The organism is Methylobacterium sp. OAE515, assembly GCF_041806315.1.
Lineage (GTDB): Bacteria > Pseudomonadota > Alphaproteobacteria > Rhizobiales > Beijerinckiaceae > Methylobacterium > Methylobacterium tardum.
Genome location: NZ_JBGMUV010000001.1, coordinates 4835431 through 4853254, shown reverse-complemented (window position 1 = coordinate 4853254; position 17824 = coordinate 4835431). Strand labels below are relative to the sequence as shown.

Below are 17824 nucleotides of genomic sequence, written 5' to 3'. Positions count from 1 at the left end.
AGCCGGCCTCAGTGCCGGTAGCGTTCGGCGAGGGCCATGAGCGCCTGGGCCAGCTCCGTCAGGTTGGCCGAGGCAGTCTCGACCTGCCGCGTGCCGGCCGCCGTCTGCTGGCTGGCCTGCCGGATGTTCTGGAGCGCGCCCATCACCTGCTCGATGCCGAGCTGCTGCTGGTTCGTCGACGCGATGATCTGCTGGAAGGTCTGGACATTCTCCTCCACCCGGGCGGTGATTTCCTCGATGGTCCGCTGCGTCGTGTCCGAGCGCGTCTTGCCGGCGGCGGCACGCTTGACCGCCTCCTCGGTGAGCATCACCGACGTGTTGATGCCCCGCTGGATCTCGCCCAGGATCCCGCGCACCTGGCCGGTCGCCGCCTTCGCCTGGTCGGCCAGCAGCTTCATCTCCGAGGCCACCACCGCGAAGCTGCGCCCGCTCTCGCCGGCCGCCGCCGCCTCGATCGCCGCGTTGAGCGCCAGCAGGTGCGTGCGCTCCGAGATGTCGTTGACCGTCTCGATGATGTCGCCGATCGTCTGGGTCTTCTCCGACAGGCTCACGATGTTGCCGGCCACCGCCTCGGCCTGCTCGCGGATCGCGTCCATGGCCTTGGCGGTGTCCGAGACGGCGCGCAGCCCCTGGCGGGAGGTCTGGGCGGTGGCCTGGGCGGTGGCGATCACCTCGGTGGCACGCTTGCTGATCTGCGCGCCCGAATGAGTGATCTCGTCGACCGTGGCGGCGGTCTCCTGCACGGCGGCGAATTGCTGCTCCACCGAGGCGGCCTGCTCCTGCGCCGAGGCGCGGATCTCGGCCGCGGCCGCGTTCAGGTCGGCGGTGGCGGCCCGGTTGGTGCGCGCGAGGTCCGACAGCCCCGCCACCATCGCGTTCAGCGTCGTGCCGAGGCGGCCGATCTCGTCGCCACCGCGCGCGTCGAGCTGCCCCGACAGGTCGCCCTCGCCTACACGGGCCACGAACGCCATGACCGTCTCCAGCGGGCGCACCACCGCGCGGCTGATCAGCCACGTGACGATGATCGCGAGGAGAACGGCGGCCGCCAGCGTCAGGTAGATCGAGAGGCGGGAGCGGTCGTAGACCTCCTGTGCCGCGCGCTGGCCCAGGGCCATGCCGCCGTCCAGCAGGGTTCTCAGGTTCTTGATCCCCTCCAGGAAGGGCACCTGGAGGCGCGTGATCTCGTCGTTGCGCGCCTCGACGGCGGCCGTGTCCTGCTTGAGGATGGCGGCGAACTGGGCCTCGCTGAGGCTTCGGACCTCGCGGAAGGCGCGCTGGACCTCGCCCGCCGACGCGGCGATGCGGTCCCAGGCGGCGATGCGGTCGGCGGAGGGCGAGAAGGCCCTGTACTCATTGGAGAGCTGAATCGTGGCGGCGAGGCGGTTCTCCACCTGCGTCGCGGTCTGGCGCCACTTCGCCAGCGTGTCCTCCGTGCGGGTCAATTGCCCCTGAGGCTGAGACTGAGACTGCGTCAGCATCGCGATCACCGCGGTGCGGCGCAGGATCCCGAGATCCCGGGCCTCGTTCCCGAGATCGTCGAGCTGGCGCAGCACCGTCATGTCACGCCGCACGATCGCGTCCGTGGTGTCGCGCACCGCTCCGATCTGCTCCAGCGCGTAAAGGCCGAGCGCCACGATCACCACCGTGACGGCAAAGAAGCCGAGGAGGATTCGTCGTCCGATCGAGAGCGTCACGGTCGAGGGTGGCTCCGGTTGAAGCAGCGCCCGTCAGGGCAGGACGCGGCGCAGAAGGCGGGGGAGATCGATGACGACGAAGTCGGGACGGCCGTCGCTCGTTGCCCCGGGGGCATAACCCGAAGCGGCCTCGTTGCCCAATCCGTCGGGATCCGCGATCCCCGACGACGCGGCGGAAGATCCGGCGGCGCGGACGATGCCGAGCACCCGGTCGACCGCGAAGGCGAGCGGCTGGACAAGGCCTTGGTGATGGGGCTGTGCGTGGGACAGCGCGCTTCGCAGCACGACCAAGTGCCCCCCGTCGGACTCCGGATCGGGCGCGGCGTCCGGGCGTCCGAGCGCGCGCGCCAGGCTGAGCACCCCGACAATCCGGCCCGAGAGGGCGACGAGCCCGATGAGGGCCGGCACCGCGCCGGGCATGGGTGTGCACGGGCGCATCGGCAGGATCTGCGCGACGGCGGTCACCGGCAGCCCGTAGCGCTCGGACCCGCAGGCGCAGACGAGATGGTCGACGCCGGTCTCGGATTCCCCTGCGGCCGCGCCGCGCCGGGCGAGGGCGGCGGCGCGTTCGGCGCGCAGGTCCCGGTCCATCCGGACGCGCTGATGGCCCTTCGGTCCGCTCGATGTTGCCTCCATCAGGAACTCCTGCGGTCGGCGCCGCGGCCACGTACGAGGCCGGCGCGGGCTGCCGCCGCACCGGCCGCGACCTCGCCGGCGGACGCGCCGTCACCCTCGGGCAGCTCCGTATCCGGCCCGAGGGCTTGGCTCAGGGCAATCGCATTGTCGAGGGCGCGGGCGGCCTCGTCGGGGCGGCCCAAGCCGAGGAGCAACAGGCCGAGATGGTAATGGGCCATCACGAAGGCCCGGTCGAGATAGAGCGCCGCCCGCAGCGCGCGCTCGGCCTCCGCGTCACGCCCGAGGGTGCGGGCGAGCAGGCCCTCGTAGAAGCGCAGGGCCGGATCGGTGGGATCTTGATCGAGAGCAGCGCGCAGCGCCCGCCAGGCTGCGCCGGTCTCACCCGCATCCGCAAGGGCGCGGATCGTGTCGATATCGCCTGAAGACGCCGTCTCGGCGCGGGGATCCGCTTCCTCCGGGGCCTCGCCGGCCGGCTCGCTCGTCGGCTTCGCGCGCGAGGCCGGCGCGCGATCCTGGCCATGCGGAAGTGCGTCTGCGAGAACCAGTGCGGCCGCGTCCTCCGGGCTGGCATGCGCGCGTCCATGCGGCACGGCCGGTGCTTCGACGAAGATCGGGACCGGAGCGGCTGATGGTGGCGGCAGCGCCTCGACGAGGCGGCGGTAGACCACCGTGCCGGGCAGGCTGACGGGTGCGAGGAAGGACGCGAAAGCCGGGCTCGGCTCGGCATGGCCGAGCAGCAGCCAGCCATCGTCCCGCAGCCTGCCGCTGAGGCCGCGCACCACGGCGCTGACGGTACGGGCGTCGAAATAGATCAGCACGTTCCGGCACAGGATCAGATCGAACACCTCGCCCTGCGGTGGTCCGGGCTCGGTGAGCGTCAGAAGGTTGCCGCGCTCGAACCGCACCAGCGTGCGGAATTCCGGCCTCAGGGCATAGCCGCCCTCGCGCCGGATCCCGGGGGCAGGCGGAAGCCGGGTGAAGTAGCGCAGCCGGTCCTCCGGCGGCATCGTGCGCAGGGCCCAGCGGCCGTACTCGGCGGCGCGCGCCGTGGCCAGCGCCTCCGTGCTGATATCGGTGCCGAGGATCGCGATCCGCCAGTCGGGCAGCGCCTCCCCGAGAAGCTCCCGCACCAGAATCGCCAGGGAATAGGGCTCGGCCCCCGTAGAGCAGCCCGCGCTCCAGATCCGCAACGAGCGCTCGGAAGCCCGCGCCTCGATCAGCGCCGGCAGGATCGTCTCCCGCAACGCCTGGAACTGCTCGGCGTAGCGGAAGAAGAAGGTCTCCCCGACGGTGATCTCCGCCTCAAGACGCGCCCATTCCGCCTCGCCCTGGGCGCTATCCGACAGGAGGGCGGCGTAGGCGGCGCAGTCGGTGGAGCCGGATGCGCGGAAGCGCCGCCGCAGGCGCTCGATCAGCAGATCGTCCTTGTCGATGTAGTAATGGTGGCCGGTGCGCGCGATGATCCGTGCCTTCAGCGCGGCATAGGCCGGGTCGGCACCCGGATCGGGGCGGGGGGTACCCGAACGTGGCATCGGGCGGTCAGGCGGTCTGCGGCAGCGCGGCGAGCCGTTCGGCGGCGGCCTGCGACAGCGCGGCGACCCGGGCCTGTTCCTGCGCCGTCAGGAGCCGCTCCGGCGCGAGCGCGTGGATGAGGCGGTCGCCGAGGACGAGCTCGGCCGCGACACAGCCGTTGAGCGTCCCCTCCGCCTCGACCGGCCGGATCGCGGCCTCGGGGACGGTCACGAGGTCGGCGGCCCGATCCACGAGATAGGCGTGCGGCGCGGCGCGGGTGAGGACGAGGTGCGCGTAGAGGCCGGCCGCCGACACGGCCGGACGCAGCCCGAGCAGAGCGGCCAAGTCGATGACCGGGACGGGCGCGCCGCCGAGATTGAGGAAACCGATGAGCCATCCCCCGGCAGCGGGCGGATTGTGCAGATCCGGAAGCGGCAGAACCTCGGCCACGGCCGCACGGGGCAGGGCGCAGGGCGTGCCGGCAACGTCGAGGATGAGATAGGCCGAACCGTTGCTGGCCACCGCCACTCGCTCCCCCCTTATCCGGTCGCGGCCGAACCGGGACGGCTCGCGACATAGGCCGTGTTAACGCTCCCGGCAATGATCGGGTCCGCGGCGCATGTTCAGGCGGAACCAAGTCTTGTCTGAGCCGCTTATTTTCCGACGCAGCGGAATCGCACCTGACGAGGTGCGCGGCCTCGCCTGCGCCGGTCTACGCCAGGGATTGACGATGAAGAAACTTCTGATCGCTGCCGCGTCGCTGACGCTGCTCGCGGGCTCCGCCTACGCCCAGGGCAACTCGCCCTACAATTCCTCCGGCTCGCAGGCCGGTGGCCCGCGCGGCGGCATGGAGCGGGCAGCGGAAGGCGCCGCGATGGAGCAAGGTGCCGCCCCGGCCGCCCGGCCGATGATGCGCAAGCGCATGAAGCACAAGCGGATGATGAAGCATCACCGCCGGATGCGCCATCACATGTAATCACCGTCGGGTCTCGTCGCGCTGAGCGGCGTCGCCCATACGGCTGGCCTGTCGCGACTGCGGCAGGCCTTTTTTGTGCCTGTTCACAGGCCAGAAGCCGGCGGAGCAGCCAAGCAGCATAATGCAGCCGGCTCGCCGGTTGCCGGACACGATCGGGCGGTTCAAGCTCGCGCGAACCCGGCATCGACCGAAGGATGTTCGGAAACGAACACGGTTCGATCCGCGGTAGCGTATCTGGGGAGCGGGGAACCGCGGGGAGGATCGATGTCACGACCGCTCGACCGGAGATCCGAGGACAGGATCGAGGCGACCGGTGTCGAGGGGCGGCGCAGCGCCATCGTGGCCTCGGTACGCCAGCGGGGCTTCGTCACCATCGAGGCCCTGGCAGCGCAGTTCGGCGTCACCGTGCAGACGATCCGCCGCGACCTCAACGAATTGAGCGCCGAGGGTCGCCTCGAGCGCTACCGGGGCGGCGGCGGCTTGCCGTCGAGCGTCGAGAACATCGACTATGCCGACCGGCGCGTGACCCTGCTGCCGGAGAAGACCCGGATCGGTCGCCTGGCGGCAAGCCGGATCCCCTCGCACTGCTCGGTCTTCATCAACATCGGCACGACGCCGGAGGCGGTCGCCCGAGAGCTGACCCGTCACGATGATCTCAGCATCATCACCAACAACCTCAACGTTGCGATCTCGCTGGCGGAACTGACGGAGTTCCGCATCGTGGTGGCCGGCGGCACCGTGCGAAACCGCGACGGCGCGGTGCTCGGCCAGCTTACCTGCGACACGCTCAGCCAGTTCCGCGTCGACGTGGCGGTGATCGGGATCAGCGGCATCGACGCCGACGGGGCGCTCCTCGACTACGATTACGAAGAGGTTCGCGCGACGCAGACCATCCTGGCGCATGCGCGGAAAACCTTCCTGGTCGCCGACCACACCAAGTTCACCCGCCGTCCGATGGTCCAGGTCGGGCGGCTGGACCAGGTCGACACCTTCTTCACCGACCGGACGCCACCCGCCGAGATCGTCGCATTGATGGACCGTCAGGGCGTTACGCTGGCCGTGGCCGAGAGCGGTAGCGAACCCTAACGAACACTCGTTTTTTCGCTTGCGAAAATCCGTGGCAGGCTCAATATATCTCCAACCCGCCGCCAGGGCGGGACAGGAGGAACCATGGCGGCAGCAACGCGCCAGCCCGAGCCGTCGGACGCCTACGATCTCCTGGTCGTCGGTGGCGGCATCAACGGCACCGGCATCGCCCGGGATGCCGCCGGCCGCGGCCTGTCGGTCCTGCTGGCCGAGCGCGGCGATCTGGCCGGCTTCACCTCCTCATCCTCGACGAAGCTGATCCACGGCGGCCTCCGCTACCTCGAATATTACGAGTTCCGCCTCGTTCGGGAGGCGCTGGCCGAGCGCGAGCGGCTTCTGCGGCTCGCCCCGCACGTGATCTGGCCGCTGCGCTTCGTCCTGCCCCATGACGAGGGCCTGCGCCCGGCCTGGATGCTGCGGCTCGGCCTGTTCCTCTACGACCATCTCGCGCGGCTGCGGACGCTGCCGGGCTCGCACGGGATCGATCTGCGCAGTTCCGCCTACGGCGCCCCGCTGCAGAAGCGCCTGAACCGGGGCTTCGTCTATTCCGACTGCTGGGTGGAGGACAGCCGCCTCGTGGTGTTGAACGCCATGGATGCCCGCGAGCGCGGTGCCACGGTGCTGACCCGCACCGGTGTCGTCTCGGCGCGTCGCGCGGGTGACGGCTGGGTTGCGACGCTGCGCGATGAGCGCGGCGGGGCCGAGCGGACCGTCCGGGCGAAGGCCGTGGTCAACGCCGCCGGCCCCTGGGTGAGCGCGACGCTCGGCGGCACGCTCGGGATCAACAGCCGCGCGGCGGTGCGCCTGATCAAGGGCAGCCACATCGTGGTGAAGCGCCTGTTCGAGGGCGACCAGGCCTACATCCTGCAGCAGCCCGACAAGCGCATCATCTTCGCGATCCCCTACGAGCGGGACTTCACGCTGATCGGCACCACCGACGTGCCCTACGACGGCGAGCCCGGCCCGGTCTCGATCTCGGACGCCGAGACCGACTACCTCTGCGGCTGCATCAACCGCTCGTTCGACACCACGATCACGCCAGCCGACGTGGTCTGGAGCTACTCGGGCGTGCGCCCGCTCTACGACGACGCGGCCGAGAACGCCTCCGCGGTGACCCGCGACTACGTCCTCGACGTCGAGGACCAGGGCGGGACGGCCGCGGTGCTCTCGGTGTTCGGCGGCAAGATCACGACCTACCGGCGGCTCGCCGAGCACGCGCTGGAGAAGCTGAAGCCGTATTTCCCGCACCATTTCCCGCACCTCAAGAAGGCCTGGACCGGGGACGCGGTTCTGCCCGGCGGCGCCATGAAGGATGCCGACTTCGATCAGTTCCTCGCCAAGCTGAAGGCCGAGAAGCCGTTCCTGCCCGACGAGACCGCCCGGCGCCTCGCCCGCGCCTACGGCACCCGGGCGCGGGACATCGTCGGGACGGCGCAGTCGATGGCGGATCTCGGCGAGGCCTTCGACGGCGGGCTGACGGCGGCCGAGGTCGATTACCTGCGTACCGAGGAATGGGCGGTCACCGCCGACGACATCCTGTGGCGCCGCTCGAAGCTCGGCTTGCGCACGAGCCCGGAGAGCGCCGCGCGCCTGGCCGCCTATCTCGATCGCAGGGCCAAGGCGGCCTGACGATTTCGGACCCGTTCCGGCGCAGACCGACCGGGCATAACAGGGGAGGGAACGATGAGCCGTTACGTCGGGGCCATCGATCAGGGCACCACCAGCAGCCGCTTCATCGTGTTCGACCGGGAGGGCAGCGTCATCGCGCTGGCCCAGGCCGAGCACGCGCAGATCTATCCTGCGCCCGGTCATGTGGAGCACGACGCGTCCGAGATCTGGGCCAAGACGCAAGGGGTGATGCGCGAGGCGCTGGAGAAGGGCGGCCTGCAGCCCTCCGACCTCGCCGCGGTGGGCATCACCAACCAGCGCGAGACGACGGTGATCTGGGACCGGACGACCGGCAAGCCGCTGCACAACGCCCTGGTCTGGCAGGATACCCGCAACGACCGGCTCGTCGCCGAGTTTGCCCGCGACGGCGGCCGCGACCGGTTCCGCGACCTCACCGGCCTGCCGCTGGCGAGTTATTTTTCGGGTCTCAAGCTCCGCTGGCTGCTCGATCATGTCGAGGGCGCCCGCGAGAAGGCCGAGGCCGGCGACGTGCTGTTCGGCAACATCGACACGTGGCTCGTCTGGAACCTCACCGGCGGCACGAACGGCGGCCTCCACGTCACCGACGTGACCAATGCCAGCCGCACGCAGCTCATGTCGCTCAAGACCTTGGAATGGGACGACGGCATGCTGAAGACCTTCGGCATCCCGAAGGCGATGCTGCCGAAGATCGTCTCGTCGAGTGAGGTCTACGGCGAGACCAAGGCGCCGTTCGCGGGTGTGCCGATCGCCGGCATCCTGGGCGACCAGCAGGCCGCCCTGTTCGGCCAGACCTGCTTCGCTCCGGGCGAGGCCAAGAACACCTACGGCACCGGCTGCTTCGCCCTGATGAACACCGGCGAGGAGCCGGTTCCCTCGAAGGCCGGCCTCGTCACGACGCTGGCCTATCGCCTCGACGGCCAGAAGCCGGCCTACGCGCTCGAAGGCTCCATCGCCATCACCGGCGCCCTGGTGCAGTGGCTGCGCGACAACCTGCACATGATCAAGGATTCCGCGGAGGTCGAGACGCTCGCCACCACGGTCGAGGACAATGGCGGCGTCTACTTCGTGCCGGCCTTCTCGGGCCTCTACGCGCCGCACTGGAACGAGGGCGCCCGCGGCCTGATCATCGGCCTGACCCGCTACGTCAACCGCGGCCACATCGCCCGCTCGGTGCTGGAGGCCACCGCCTTCCAGACCCACGAGGTGCTGGACGCGATGGCCAAGGATTCCGGCATCCCCGTCAAGGAGTTGCGCGCCGACGGCGGCATGGTCGCCAACAACACGCTGATGCAGTTCCAGGCCGACATGCTCGACGTGCCGGTGGTGCGCCCGAAGGTGGCCGAGACCACCGCGCTCGGCGCCGCCTACGCGGCGGGTCTCGCGGTCGGCTACTGGAAGGGACTCGACGACCTCAAGCGCAACTGGGGCGTCGACAAGCGCTGGACGCCGAAGATGGATGCCGGCCGGCGCGAGACCATCGCCGCCGCCTGGAGCCGGGCGGTGCAGCGCTCCTTCGACTGGAAGACCGACGAGGATTGACGGCATCGCCGTCGGACCCGTGTGCACGGCGTGCGGCCCGAGGGCCTCGTGACCACCTCCATCACACCCGCGACCTCATCCTGAGGTGCGGCGAAGCCGCCTCGAAGGAGGGCTTAGCCAGCCGCGCGATCCCTGGCGCTCGCCTTCGAGGCCTCCGCTGCGCGTCGGCGCCTCACGAAGAGGGAGGTGGATGGGATCCGCGCAGATAACAGTGACCGCCTCCGGCGATCACACGCTCGCACAAGCTTTGGACTCTCACAAAAAGCAGCGAACGGGGGAGACAGGACGATGACATCACCCTTCCTGGGCGAATTCCTGGGCACGATGACCTTGATCGTGCTCGGCGACGGCGTCGTGGCCGGCGCCCTGCTCAAGCATTCCAAGGGCGAGAACGCCGGCTGGATCGCCATCACGGCGGGCTGGGCCTTCGCCGTCCTCGCCGGCGTGTTCGTGGCCAACGCCACCGGGAGCGCCGATGCCCACATCAACCCGGCGGTCACCGTGGCGGGTGCGGTCAGCTCCGGCGATTACAGCAAGCTCGCCACCTACATCCCGGCCCAGATGCTCGGCGCCTTCGTGGGCGCCGTGATCGTCTGGCTCCACTACCTGCCGCACTGGGGCGCGACCCAGGATCCCGGCCTCAAGCTCGCCTGCTTCTGCACCGGCCCGGCGATCCGGGACGCGAAGGCCAACTGGCTCTCCGAGATCATCGCGACCTTCTTCCTGATCCTGACCATCTCCGCCCTCGTGACCACCACGCTGGGCTCAACCGGCGCGATCCCGCGGGCCGTCGCGCCCTACATGGTCGGCATGCTGGTCTGGGGCATCGGCCTGTCGCTCGGCGGCACCACCGGCTACGCCATCAACCCCGCCCGCGACCTCGGGCCGCGCGTGGCCCACGCGGTGCTGCCGATAGTCGGAAAGGGCACCTCCGACTGGGGCTATGCGCTGATCCCCGTCGCCGCACCGTTGGTCGGGGCGGTGCTCGCCGGGCTGTTCGTCCGGGCGCTCGGGATCTAACGGAACGACCACACCCTCAACCGCCGCGGGGCGGCCCGGCGTCGCGGTGGTTTGCGGCGCGCGGCCTTGAGCCTTAAGTCAGGGCGATCCCGACCGCGCCCCCGGGCGCTTCCCCGCGGTGTGGCATGGCCATCGTCCTCGACATTCTGAAGAACGATCCGCGCGCCGCGCGCCTGCGCCATCCCGAGAAGGCGCACCGGCCCGACCAGCCGGTCCAGGCCAAGAAGCCGGACTGGATCCGCGTGAAGGCGCCGGGCTCCAAGGCCTGGACCGAGACGCAGAAGATCGTGCGCGAGCACGGGCTCGTTACGGTCTGCGAGGAGGCCGGCTGCCCGAATATCGGCGAGTGCTGGGAGAAGCGGCACGCCACCTTCATGATCATGGGCGACACCTGCACGCGGGCCTGCGCCTTCTGCAACGTGCGCACCGGCCTGCCCGACGCCCTCGACCTGGGCGAGCCGGACAAGATCGCCGATTCGGTGGCCAAGCTCGGCCTGCACCACGTGGTCATCACCTCGGTGGACCGGGACGACCTGAAGGATGGCGGCGCCGAGCACTTCGCCCGCACCATCGCGGCGATCCGGCGGGCGAGCCCCGGCACGACCGTGGAGATCCTGACCCCCGACTTCCTGCGCAAGGACGGCGCGCTCGAGGTCGTGGTCGCCGCCAAGCCGGACGTGTTCAACCACAACCTGGAAACGGTGCCGGCCAAGTACCTCACGGTGCGGCCGGGTGCCCGCTACTTCCACTCGGTGCGCCTGCTGCAGCGGGTGAAGGAGCTCGACCCGGCGATCTTCACCAAGTCGGGCATCATGGTCGGGCTCGGCGAGGAGCGGAACGAGGTCCTCCAGCTCATGGACGACCTGCGCTCGGCCGACGTCGACTTCCTGACCATCGGCCAGTACCTGCAGCCCTCGAAGAAGCACCACGAAGTCGTGCGCTTCGTCCCACCCGACGAATTCAAGGCCTACGAGACCACCGCCTACGCCAAGGGCTTCCTGCTGGTCTCGGCCACGCCCCTGACGCGTTCATCGCACCATGCGGGCGAGGACTTTTCGCGACTTCAGGCGGCGCGTCTGGCCAAACTGTCGCCCGCGCTCTCGGCCTGAGGAAATCCGAACACGATGCCGTCCTTCCGGGTCACCCGCGCGGTGAAACATTCGCCGCAGCAGATGTACGACCTCGTCGCCGACGTGGAGCGCTACCCCGAGTTCCTGCCGCTCTGCGAATCCCTGCGGGTGATCCGCCGGCAGGACATGCCCGAGGGCGGGCAGGTCCTGATCGCCGAGATGGGCGTGGGCTACAAGGCGATCCGCGAGCGCTTCACCACCCGGGTCACCCTCGATCCGGCGAACCTCAAGATCGTGGCGGAGTATATCGACGGCCCGTTCCGGCACCTGGAGAACCGCTGGCTGTTCAAGGACGGCCCGAACGGCGGCTGCAACGTCGACTTCTTCATCACCTACGAGTTCAAGAGCCGCACCCTCGGGCTCCTCATGGGCACGATGTTCGATCGGGCCTTCCGCAAGTTCACCGACGCCTTCGAGGGGCGGGCGGACCGGATGTACGGGGCGCGGGCGTAGCCGCGTCATCGCGGGCGTAGCGATGGTCTCAGGCCCGCGCCGGCATCCGCACGTGCTCGGGCCGCACGCCCATCCCGATCATCCGCGCCGGCAGGACCTGAAGCCGCGGCAAAGCGTCGAGGAGGCGCAGGGCCAGCGGCGCCCGGAACGGCGCGTCGGCCGCTAGCGACGCGGCGATGACGCGGGACTGAATCACCCGCTGCAGCGCCTGCGTGGCCCGCACCGGAAACATCCGCCGGGCCTGGACCCGGGCGAGGTCGGCCTCCGTGGGGCGACCGGCCCGCAGAGGCTCGGCCAGGAGGTTGGCCGCCGCCACCGCGTCCTGGATCGCGAGGTTGATCCCGACGCCGCCCACCGGCGACATGGCGTGCGCGGCGTCGCCGATGCAGAGCAGCCCCGGGCGATGCCAACGGTCGAGCCGGTCGACCGTGACGGTCAGGAGCTTGACGTCGTCCCAGTCGGCGATGGCCTCGGTGCGGTCGGCCAGGAACGGCGCGAGTTGCGCCACTGCGGCCCGGAAGGCCGGCAGGCCCTTCGCCCGGAGCGCGGCGTCGCCGCCCTTCGGCACCACGTAGGCGCATTGCCACGTGTCGCCCCGGTCGAGGGTGATCAGGATCCGTCCCGGCCCGAACCGCCCGGCCGCCGCCTCCGGATCGCCGTCCCGGCGCGGCAGGCGGAACCACAGCACGTCGATCGGCGCGCCGAAGGCCCGGGGGGTGAATCCCGCCTGCGCCCTCATCCGCGAATGACGGCCGTCCGCGCAGAGCACGAGATCGGACCGGATCTCGACCGGACCGTCCGGCCCGGCGGCGCGCACGCCCGCGACGCGGCCCTCCGCCTCGATCAGGTCCTGCGCCTCGGTGCGGCGGATCAGGCGGAACGCCGGGTAGCGCGCGGCCTCGGTGGCCAGGAAATCCAGGAAGTCCCATTGCGGCATGAAGGACAGGAAGCGGTTCCGGGTCGGCAGCCGGCTGAAATCGGCGACCCGGTAGCTGCGCCCGTCGACGACGCCGGAGAAGTTCTCGACGCGGCGCTGGGGGAGGGCGCGGAAGCGCGCGGTGAAACCCAGCTCGTCCATTAGGTCGAGCGTCGACGGGTGGATCGTGTCGCCGCGAAAGTCGCGCAGGAAGTCCGCGTGCTTCTCCAGCACGGTGACATCGATGCCCGCACGGGCGAAGAGCAATCCGGCCATCATCCCGGCGGGGCCTCCGCCGACGATGCAGAGGCGGGTCGTCACCGTATCCATGGCCGTCCTCCCGTACCGTGATCAGTCGCTGAGGGCGTCCTCCAGCAGACCGAGCGCGTCGGCCACGGCGGCGCGGCGGATGCCCGCGCGCCCGAGATCGCCGTAGCGCCGCTCCAGATGACGCGTCTCGCCGTCCCGCTGGCCGAGGCCGAAATGCACCAGCCCGACGGGCTTCTCGGCGCTCCCGCCTCCCGGGCCGGCGATGCCGGTGATCGCCACCGCGACGGAGGCCCGCGACGCGGCCAGCGCCCCGGCGGCCATCGCCCGGGCCACGGGCTCGCTGACCGCGCCGTGCCGGCGGATCAGGTCCATGGGCACGCCGATCGCTTCGGCCTTGGCCTCGTTCGAGTAGGTGACGAAGCCGCGCTCCAGGACGGCCGAAGAGCCCGGCACCGCGGTGAGCAGGCCGGCCACGAGGCCGCCCGTGCAGGATTCGGCCGTGGCGACGGTGCGCCCGGCCGCCGCGTAGGCCGCGACCAGCGCTTCGGCACGGGCGAGAAGCTCTGCGTCGTCGATCATCGCGAACGGGCTCCCCTCGGGCGGCGGCGCCCTATCTCATGTTGTGACCCAAGGCCGAGCCCGGCTCAAGGAGCGGCGGGCCCCGATCGGAGACACCCTTTCCATGATCTTCCCCGCGACCACGGCCTTCTACGCCGGGCTGCTCGCCCTCGTATATCTGGGCCTCTCGGGATGGGTGATCGGGGCCCGCGTCTCCGAGAACGTGCTGTTCGGCGACGGGGGCGACGACACGGTGCTCAAGCGCGTCCGCTCGCACGCCAATTTCGCGGAGTACGTGCCGCTGGCTCTGATCGTCATCGGCCTGCTGGAGGCGAGCGGCGGCAGTCACGGCCTGGTCCGGGCGCTGCTGATCGCGCTGCTGGTCGCCCGGATCCTGCATCCGATCGGGATGTTCGCGCCGCCGAACTCGCCGCGCCAGTTCGCCTGCCGCGGTGGCGGCATCATCGTGACGATGGCGGCCCTGGGCGTCGCGGCGATCGCGCTGCTGGTGCGGGTAGCCTGAGACGGGTCGCGGCCCGGCGCGGGTGCCATCGCCTTGTTCCTCTCTCGCCCGGGCGAGCAGATCCGCGCCCGGTGCCGAAGCCGCGTTGCCGAGGCGGACGGGTAAATCGGCGAGACTCCAACGACATAGGGGGCCGGTCGCGTCCCGTCCGCGCTCGACCCGAAACCGCTCAGCCCTGCCGCATCGCGGTCTCGGCCTGCGCGTCGAGGGCGGGGCCGTCCTCCTCGGGCAGCCGGACCGTGGCGGCCGCCTGAGCCGCAAGACCCTCGGCTCGCCCGACGAAGCCGAGCTTCTCGGTGGTCGTCGCCTTGATGGAGACCGCCGAGAGCGGCACGCCCGCGATGGCGGCGATGCGCGCGCGGATCTCCTCGCGGTGCTTGCCGATGCGCGGCGCCTCGGCGAGCACCGTGATGTCGAGGTGATCGATGCGGCCGCCGCGGGCGCGGACCAGATCGCAGGCATGGGCCAGGAACTGGTCCGAGGCGGCGCCGCGCCAGCGCTCGTCGGAGGGCGGGAAGTGGGTGCCGATATCGCCGTCCGCGATGGCGCCGAGCAGGGCGTCGGTCAGGGCGTGCAGCGCCACGTCGCCGTCCGAATGGGCAAGCACGCCGCGGTCGGCCGGGATCTTCACGCCGCCGAGCCAGACATGGTCGCCGGTGGTGAAGGCGTGCACGTCGAAGCCGGTGCCGAGGCGGGTCACGTAGGTGGTCATGGCGCGGGCTCCCGGCGCTGGCAATTCGGTGGTCTCGGTCGCGAAGGCGCGGTCCGCCTCGATCAGGTCGGCGGGCTGGGTGATCTTGCGGTTGGCGACGTCACCCGCGAACACCACCACTGGCAGGCCGGCCCATTCGGCGAGGGCGCCGTCGTCGGTGAAGCCGTCGAGGCCCTGCGCGGCGGCGTCCCGGTGGCCCTTGAGGAGCGGGCCGAAGGCGAAGGCCTGGGGGGTCTGGACCGCGCGCAGGTGCTCCCGCGGCGGGGTCTCGTGCACCCGGCCGATGCCGGGCGCGATGTCGACGACGCGCTTGACTGTGTCGGTCACCGGCACGCCGGGAACGGCCGCGCCGTGGTCGCGCCCGGCCGCGATCGCCCGGGCGATCAGCGCAGAGTCAACGTAGGGGCGGGCGGCATCGTGGACCAGCACGATCTCCGGCGCGTCGCCGGCAGCCAGGGCCTCGAGACCGGCGCGCACGGAGAGTTGGCGCGTCGCGCCGCCCTCGACCGGCGCGGTGATCTTGGCGCGAAACGCGGGCGCGAGTTCCTCCAGGCAGCTCCGGAAGAAGTCCGCTGCGTCGGCGGCGATCACCGGTTGAATCCGCGCGATCGCGTCGTCCGTCGCGAGCGCCGCCAGCGTGCGGGTCAGGACCGCCTGCCCGCCGACCCGGCGGTACTGCTTGGGCGTGCCGCCGCCGATGCGGATGCCGCGACCGGCCGCCACCACCACCGCGGCGACGCCGGCTCCCGCGCTGGCGGGTCCGGTGGCTGGCGTGCCGGTGGCGGGCATGGGCGACGAACTCGTGAGGTCCTGAGGGGCGGAGGGGCGGCCAGCGCGCGGGCCAGCAGTGCCGGCGCAACCCTGCCGCGGAGGGTGCCCGTCGTTTAAGCGGGGGAGGGCCCGAAATCAACGCGCGGTCCCGCTTGCCAGCGGACCGGCCTTGCCTCATTGTTGTGCAGAATGACGACTGACCATTATTTGAGCGCGCTACGCCGCGACGGTGCGAAGGCTGGAGCGGCAGACCCTGTCCCGCTCTGCCTGCTCGCCCCTCTTTCGGGCGTCACCGACCTGCACATGCGCCGCATCGCCCGCCGCTGCGGCGCCGACGCGGTCATCTCCGAGATGGTGGCGGCCCGGGAATTCACCCGCGGATCCGGAGAGGCCAGGCTGCGTGCAGAGGGTTCCGGCGTCGACCTGCACGTGGTCCAGCTCGCGGGCTGCGAGGCGGCTCCGATGGCGGAGGCCGCGCGGCTCGCGGAGGCCGGGGGCGCTCACGTGATCGACGTGAACATGGGTTGCCCGGCTAAGATCGTGACGGGGATCGCCTCAGGCTCGGCGCTGATGCGCGATCTCGACCACGCCGAGCGCCTGCTCGCGGCGGTGCGGGGCGCGGTGTCGGTCCCGGTGACCGTGAAGATGCGCCTCGGCTGGGACGATGCGAGCCGCAACGCCGCCGATCTCGCCGCCCGCGCCGAGCGTCTGGGCCTGAACGCCGTGACGGTCCACGGGCGGACCCGCCAGCAATTCTACAAGGGCAGCGCCGACTGGGCGGCGATCCGCGCCGTCGTCGCGGCGGTGTCGATCCCGGTGATCGCCAACGGCGACGTGACCGACCTCGCCAGCGCCCGCGCCTGCCTGGACGCCTCAGGCGCCGCGGGAATCATGATCGGCCGTGCGGCGACCGGCCGCCCCTGGCTGGTCGGGCAGGTTGCCGCAGCCCTCGCGGGCCGGCCGGCTGCGGAGCCGTCCCGGGCCGAGCAGGCCGCCCTGGCCGCAGAGCATTACGCGGGGCTGCTGTCGCTCTACGGCCGCGACATGGGCGTGCGCCACGCGCGCAAGCACCTCGCCGCCTATGCCGAGACCGGCGGCACGCTGGGCCCGGCGGAGCGCGCGACCCTCCTCACCACAACCGATCCGGAGACCGTGCTGACCTTGCTGGCCCGGGCCTTCGCGGGCGCGGCGAACCCCGTCCAGGAGGCCGCGTGAGCGACGAGTCCCTCCCGAAAGAATCCGGCAACCGGCGCGACACCGCCGCCGAGGCCGTGCTCAACGCCCTGCCGCTGCCAGTTCTGACCATCGGCGCCGACGAGCAGATCCTCCACTGCAACCACGCCGCTGAGGCGTTCTTCGACTACTCGGCGCGGCTGATGCAGCGCCGCCGCCTGCGCGACATCATCCCGTTCGCCTCGCCGATCATCGCGCTCGTGGCCGAGGTCCGGCGGCGCCGCGCCAGCGTCAGCGAGTACCGGGTGGAGCTGACCCAGCCGCGCCTCGGCCTGGAGCGCAGCGTCGACGTGTTCGCGACGCCGCTCGGCGACGACGGCGACGCCGTGGTGATGATGCTCCAGGAGCGCACCATCGCCGACAAGATGAACCGCCAGCTCACCCATCGCGGCGCGGCGCGCTCGATGGTCGCGCTCGGCGCGATGCTGGCCCACGAGATCAAGAACCCGCTCGCCGGCATCCGCGGCGCGGCGCAGCTCCTCGAGAGCACCGGCGCCGAGGAGGACCGGCTGCTCACCCGCCTGATCTGCGATGAATCCGACCGGATCGTCCGCATCGTCGAGCGCATGGAGTTGTTCGGCGACGAGCGCCCCTCCGATCGCGGCGCCGTCAACGTCCACGGGGTGCTCGATCAGGTGAAGCGCTCGGCGCAGTCGGGCTTCGCGCGGCATATCCGGTTCATCGAGACCTACGACCCGTCGCTGCCGCCGGTGCTGGGCAACCGCGACCAGCTGATCCAGGTGATCCTGAACCTCGTGAAGAACGCCGCCGAGGCGATCGGCCCGGACGCGGTCGAGGGCGAGATCACCCTGTCGACCGCCTTCCGCACCGGCCTGCGCCTGCAGGTCCCGGGATCCCGCGAGCGGGTCAGCCTGCCGATCGAGGTGGCGGTGCGCGACAACGGCCCGGGCATCTCGGCCGAGCTGCTGCCGGACCTGTTCGACCCGTTCGTCACCACCAAGGCGCAGGGATCCGGCCTCGGTCTTGCATTGGTGGCCAAGATCGTCGGCGATCACGGCGGGATCGTCGAATGCGATCCCGCCCCGCGCCGCACGGCGTTCCGCATCCTTCTGCCGATGTCGAGTGCCCGGGACGGGCGCGAATCGGCGGTCGATCCGTGATGTCGATCCCCAAATCCGGCCCCT

The 17824-nt window shown here is 71.0% G+C and carries 17 protein-coding genes; 10 read left to right on the top strand and 7 right to left on the bottom strand.

Annotated features, from left to right (window positions below; all coding sequences use genetic code 11):
• Nucleotides 1-8: 8 nt before the first annotated feature.
• Genes ABIE45_RS23680 through ABIE45_RS23665 form a run of 4 tightly spaced genes read right to left on the bottom strand, consistent with a single transcriptional unit; the run spans nt 9 to nt 4364 of the window.
• Nucleotides 9-1694, bottom strand: coding sequence for a methyl-accepting chemotaxis protein (locus ABIE45_RS23680; protein ID WP_373622577.1), 1686 nt, complete (start codon nt 1692-1694; stop codon nt 9-11).
• 33 nt (nt 1695-1727) lie between these two features.
• On the bottom strand, nt 1728-2330 hold the full coding sequence (locus tag ABIE45_RS23675; protein WP_192710502.1) for a chemotaxis protein CheW: 603 nt from the start codon (nt 2328-2330) through the stop codon (nt 1728-1730).
• Nucleotides 2330-3862, bottom strand: coding sequence for a CheR family methyltransferase (locus tag ABIE45_RS23670; protein ID WP_192710503.1), 1533 nt, complete (start codon nt 3860-3862; stop codon nt 2330-2332). Before ABIE45_RS23670 ends, ABIE45_RS23675 begins: the two co-directional genes overlap by 1 nt.
• A gap of 7 nt (nt 3863-3869) precedes the next feature.
• On the bottom strand, nt 3870-4364 hold the full coding sequence (locus ABIE45_RS23665; protein ID WP_192710504.1) for a chemotaxis protein CheW: 495 nt from the start codon (nt 4362-4364) through the stop codon (nt 3870-3872).
• A gap of 208 nt (nt 4365-4572) precedes the next feature.
• Here ABIE45_RS23665 and ABIE45_RS23660 point away from each other — a divergent pair, with 208 nt between their 5' ends.
• From ABIE45_RS23660 to ABIE45_RS23630, 7 genes are all read left to right on the top strand, one after another.
• A complete protein-coding gene (locus ABIE45_RS23660; protein ID WP_192710505.1) occupies nt 4573-4818 on the top strand; it encodes a hypothetical protein in 246 nt (81 codons plus the stop codon).
• Nucleotides 4819-5082: 264 nt separating this feature from the next.
• Complete coding sequence (locus ABIE45_RS23655; protein ID WP_192710506.1) at nt 5083-5904, top strand: DeoR family transcriptional regulator; 822 nt, start codon at nt 5083-5085, stop codon at nt 5902-5904.
• An 84-nt stretch (nt 5905-5988) separates the two neighbouring features.
• On the top strand, nt 5989-7533 hold the full coding sequence (gene glpD / locus ABIE45_RS23650; RefSeq protein WP_192710507.1) for a glycerol-3-phosphate dehydrogenase: 1545 nt from the start codon (nt 5989-5991) through the stop codon (nt 7531-7533).
• Between the two features lie 54 nt (nt 7534-7587).
• Nucleotides 7588-9093, top strand: a complete 1506-nt coding sequence (gene glpK / locus ABIE45_RS23645; RefSeq protein ID WP_192710508.1) for a glycerol kinase GlpK — start codon at nt 7588-7590, stop codon at nt 9091-9093.
• Between the two features lie 288 nt (nt 9094-9381).
• Nucleotides 9382-10113 (top strand): MIP/aquaporin family protein, encoded by a 732-nt coding sequence (locus ABIE45_RS23640; RefSeq protein ID WP_192710509.1) that lies wholly within the window; start codon nt 9382-9384, stop codon nt 10111-10113.
• A gap of 125 nt (nt 10114-10238) precedes the next feature.
• Complete coding sequence (lipA, locus tag ABIE45_RS23635) at nt 10239-11222, top strand: lipoyl synthase (protein WP_192710510.1); 984 nt, start codon at nt 10239-10241, stop codon at nt 11220-11222.
• A gap of 15 nt (nt 11223-11237) precedes the next feature.
• Entirely contained in the window at nt 11238-11696 is a 459-nt protein-coding gene (locus tag ABIE45_RS23630) for a type II toxin-antitoxin system RatA family toxin (protein ID WP_192710511.1), read from the top strand.
• Nucleotides 11697-11724: 28 nt separating this feature from the next.
• Here ABIE45_RS23630 and ABIE45_RS23625 read toward each other — a convergent pair whose 3' ends face one another.
• Nucleotides 11725-12942 carry an FAD-dependent oxidoreductase gene (locus ABIE45_RS23625; RefSeq protein WP_192710512.1) on the bottom strand — a complete coding sequence of 406 codons (1218 nt, stop codon included), beginning with the start codon at nt 12940-12942 and terminating at the stop codon, nt 11725-11727.
• Between the two features lie 21 nt (nt 12943-12963).
• Nucleotides 12964-13461 (bottom strand): CinA family protein, encoded by a 498-nt coding sequence (locus ABIE45_RS23620; RefSeq protein WP_192710513.1) that lies wholly within the window; start codon nt 13459-13461, stop codon nt 12964-12966.
• Nucleotides 13462-13564: 103 nt separating this feature from the next.
• Between ABIE45_RS23620 and ABIE45_RS23615 the strand changes: the two genes are divergently transcribed.
• Nucleotides 13565-13963 carry an MAPEG family protein gene (locus ABIE45_RS23615; RefSeq protein WP_192710514.1) on the top strand — a complete coding sequence of 133 codons (399 nt, stop codon included), beginning with the start codon at nt 13565-13567 and terminating at the stop codon, nt 13961-13963.
• Between the two features lie 169 nt (nt 13964-14132).
• On the opposite strand, the gene ABIE45_RS23610 is transcribed toward ABIE45_RS23615, so the two are convergent.
• A complete protein-coding gene (locus ABIE45_RS23610; RefSeq protein WP_192710515.1) occupies nt 14133-15464 on the bottom strand; it encodes a bifunctional 2-C-methyl-D-erythritol 4-phosphate cytidylyltransferase/2-C-methyl-D-erythritol 2,4-cyclodiphosphate synthase in 1332 nt (443 codons plus the stop codon).
• Nucleotides 15465-15635: 171 nt separating this feature from the next.
• Between ABIE45_RS23610 and dusB the strand changes: the two genes are divergently transcribed.
• Both dusB and ABIE45_RS23600 read left to right on the top strand, forming a co-directional pair.
• Nucleotides 15636-16661, top strand: coding sequence for a tRNA dihydrouridine synthase DusB (gene dusB / locus ABIE45_RS23605; RefSeq protein ID WP_192710516.1), 1026 nt, complete (start codon nt 15636-15638; stop codon nt 16659-16661).
• A complete protein-coding gene (locus ABIE45_RS23600) occupies nt 16658-17800 on the top strand; it encodes a nitrogen regulation protein NR(II) (RefSeq protein ID WP_192710517.1) in 1143 nt (380 codons plus the stop codon). The genes dusB and ABIE45_RS23600 overlap by 4 nt, the downstream gene beginning before the upstream one ends.
• Nucleotides 17801-17824: the final 24 nt, after the last annotated feature.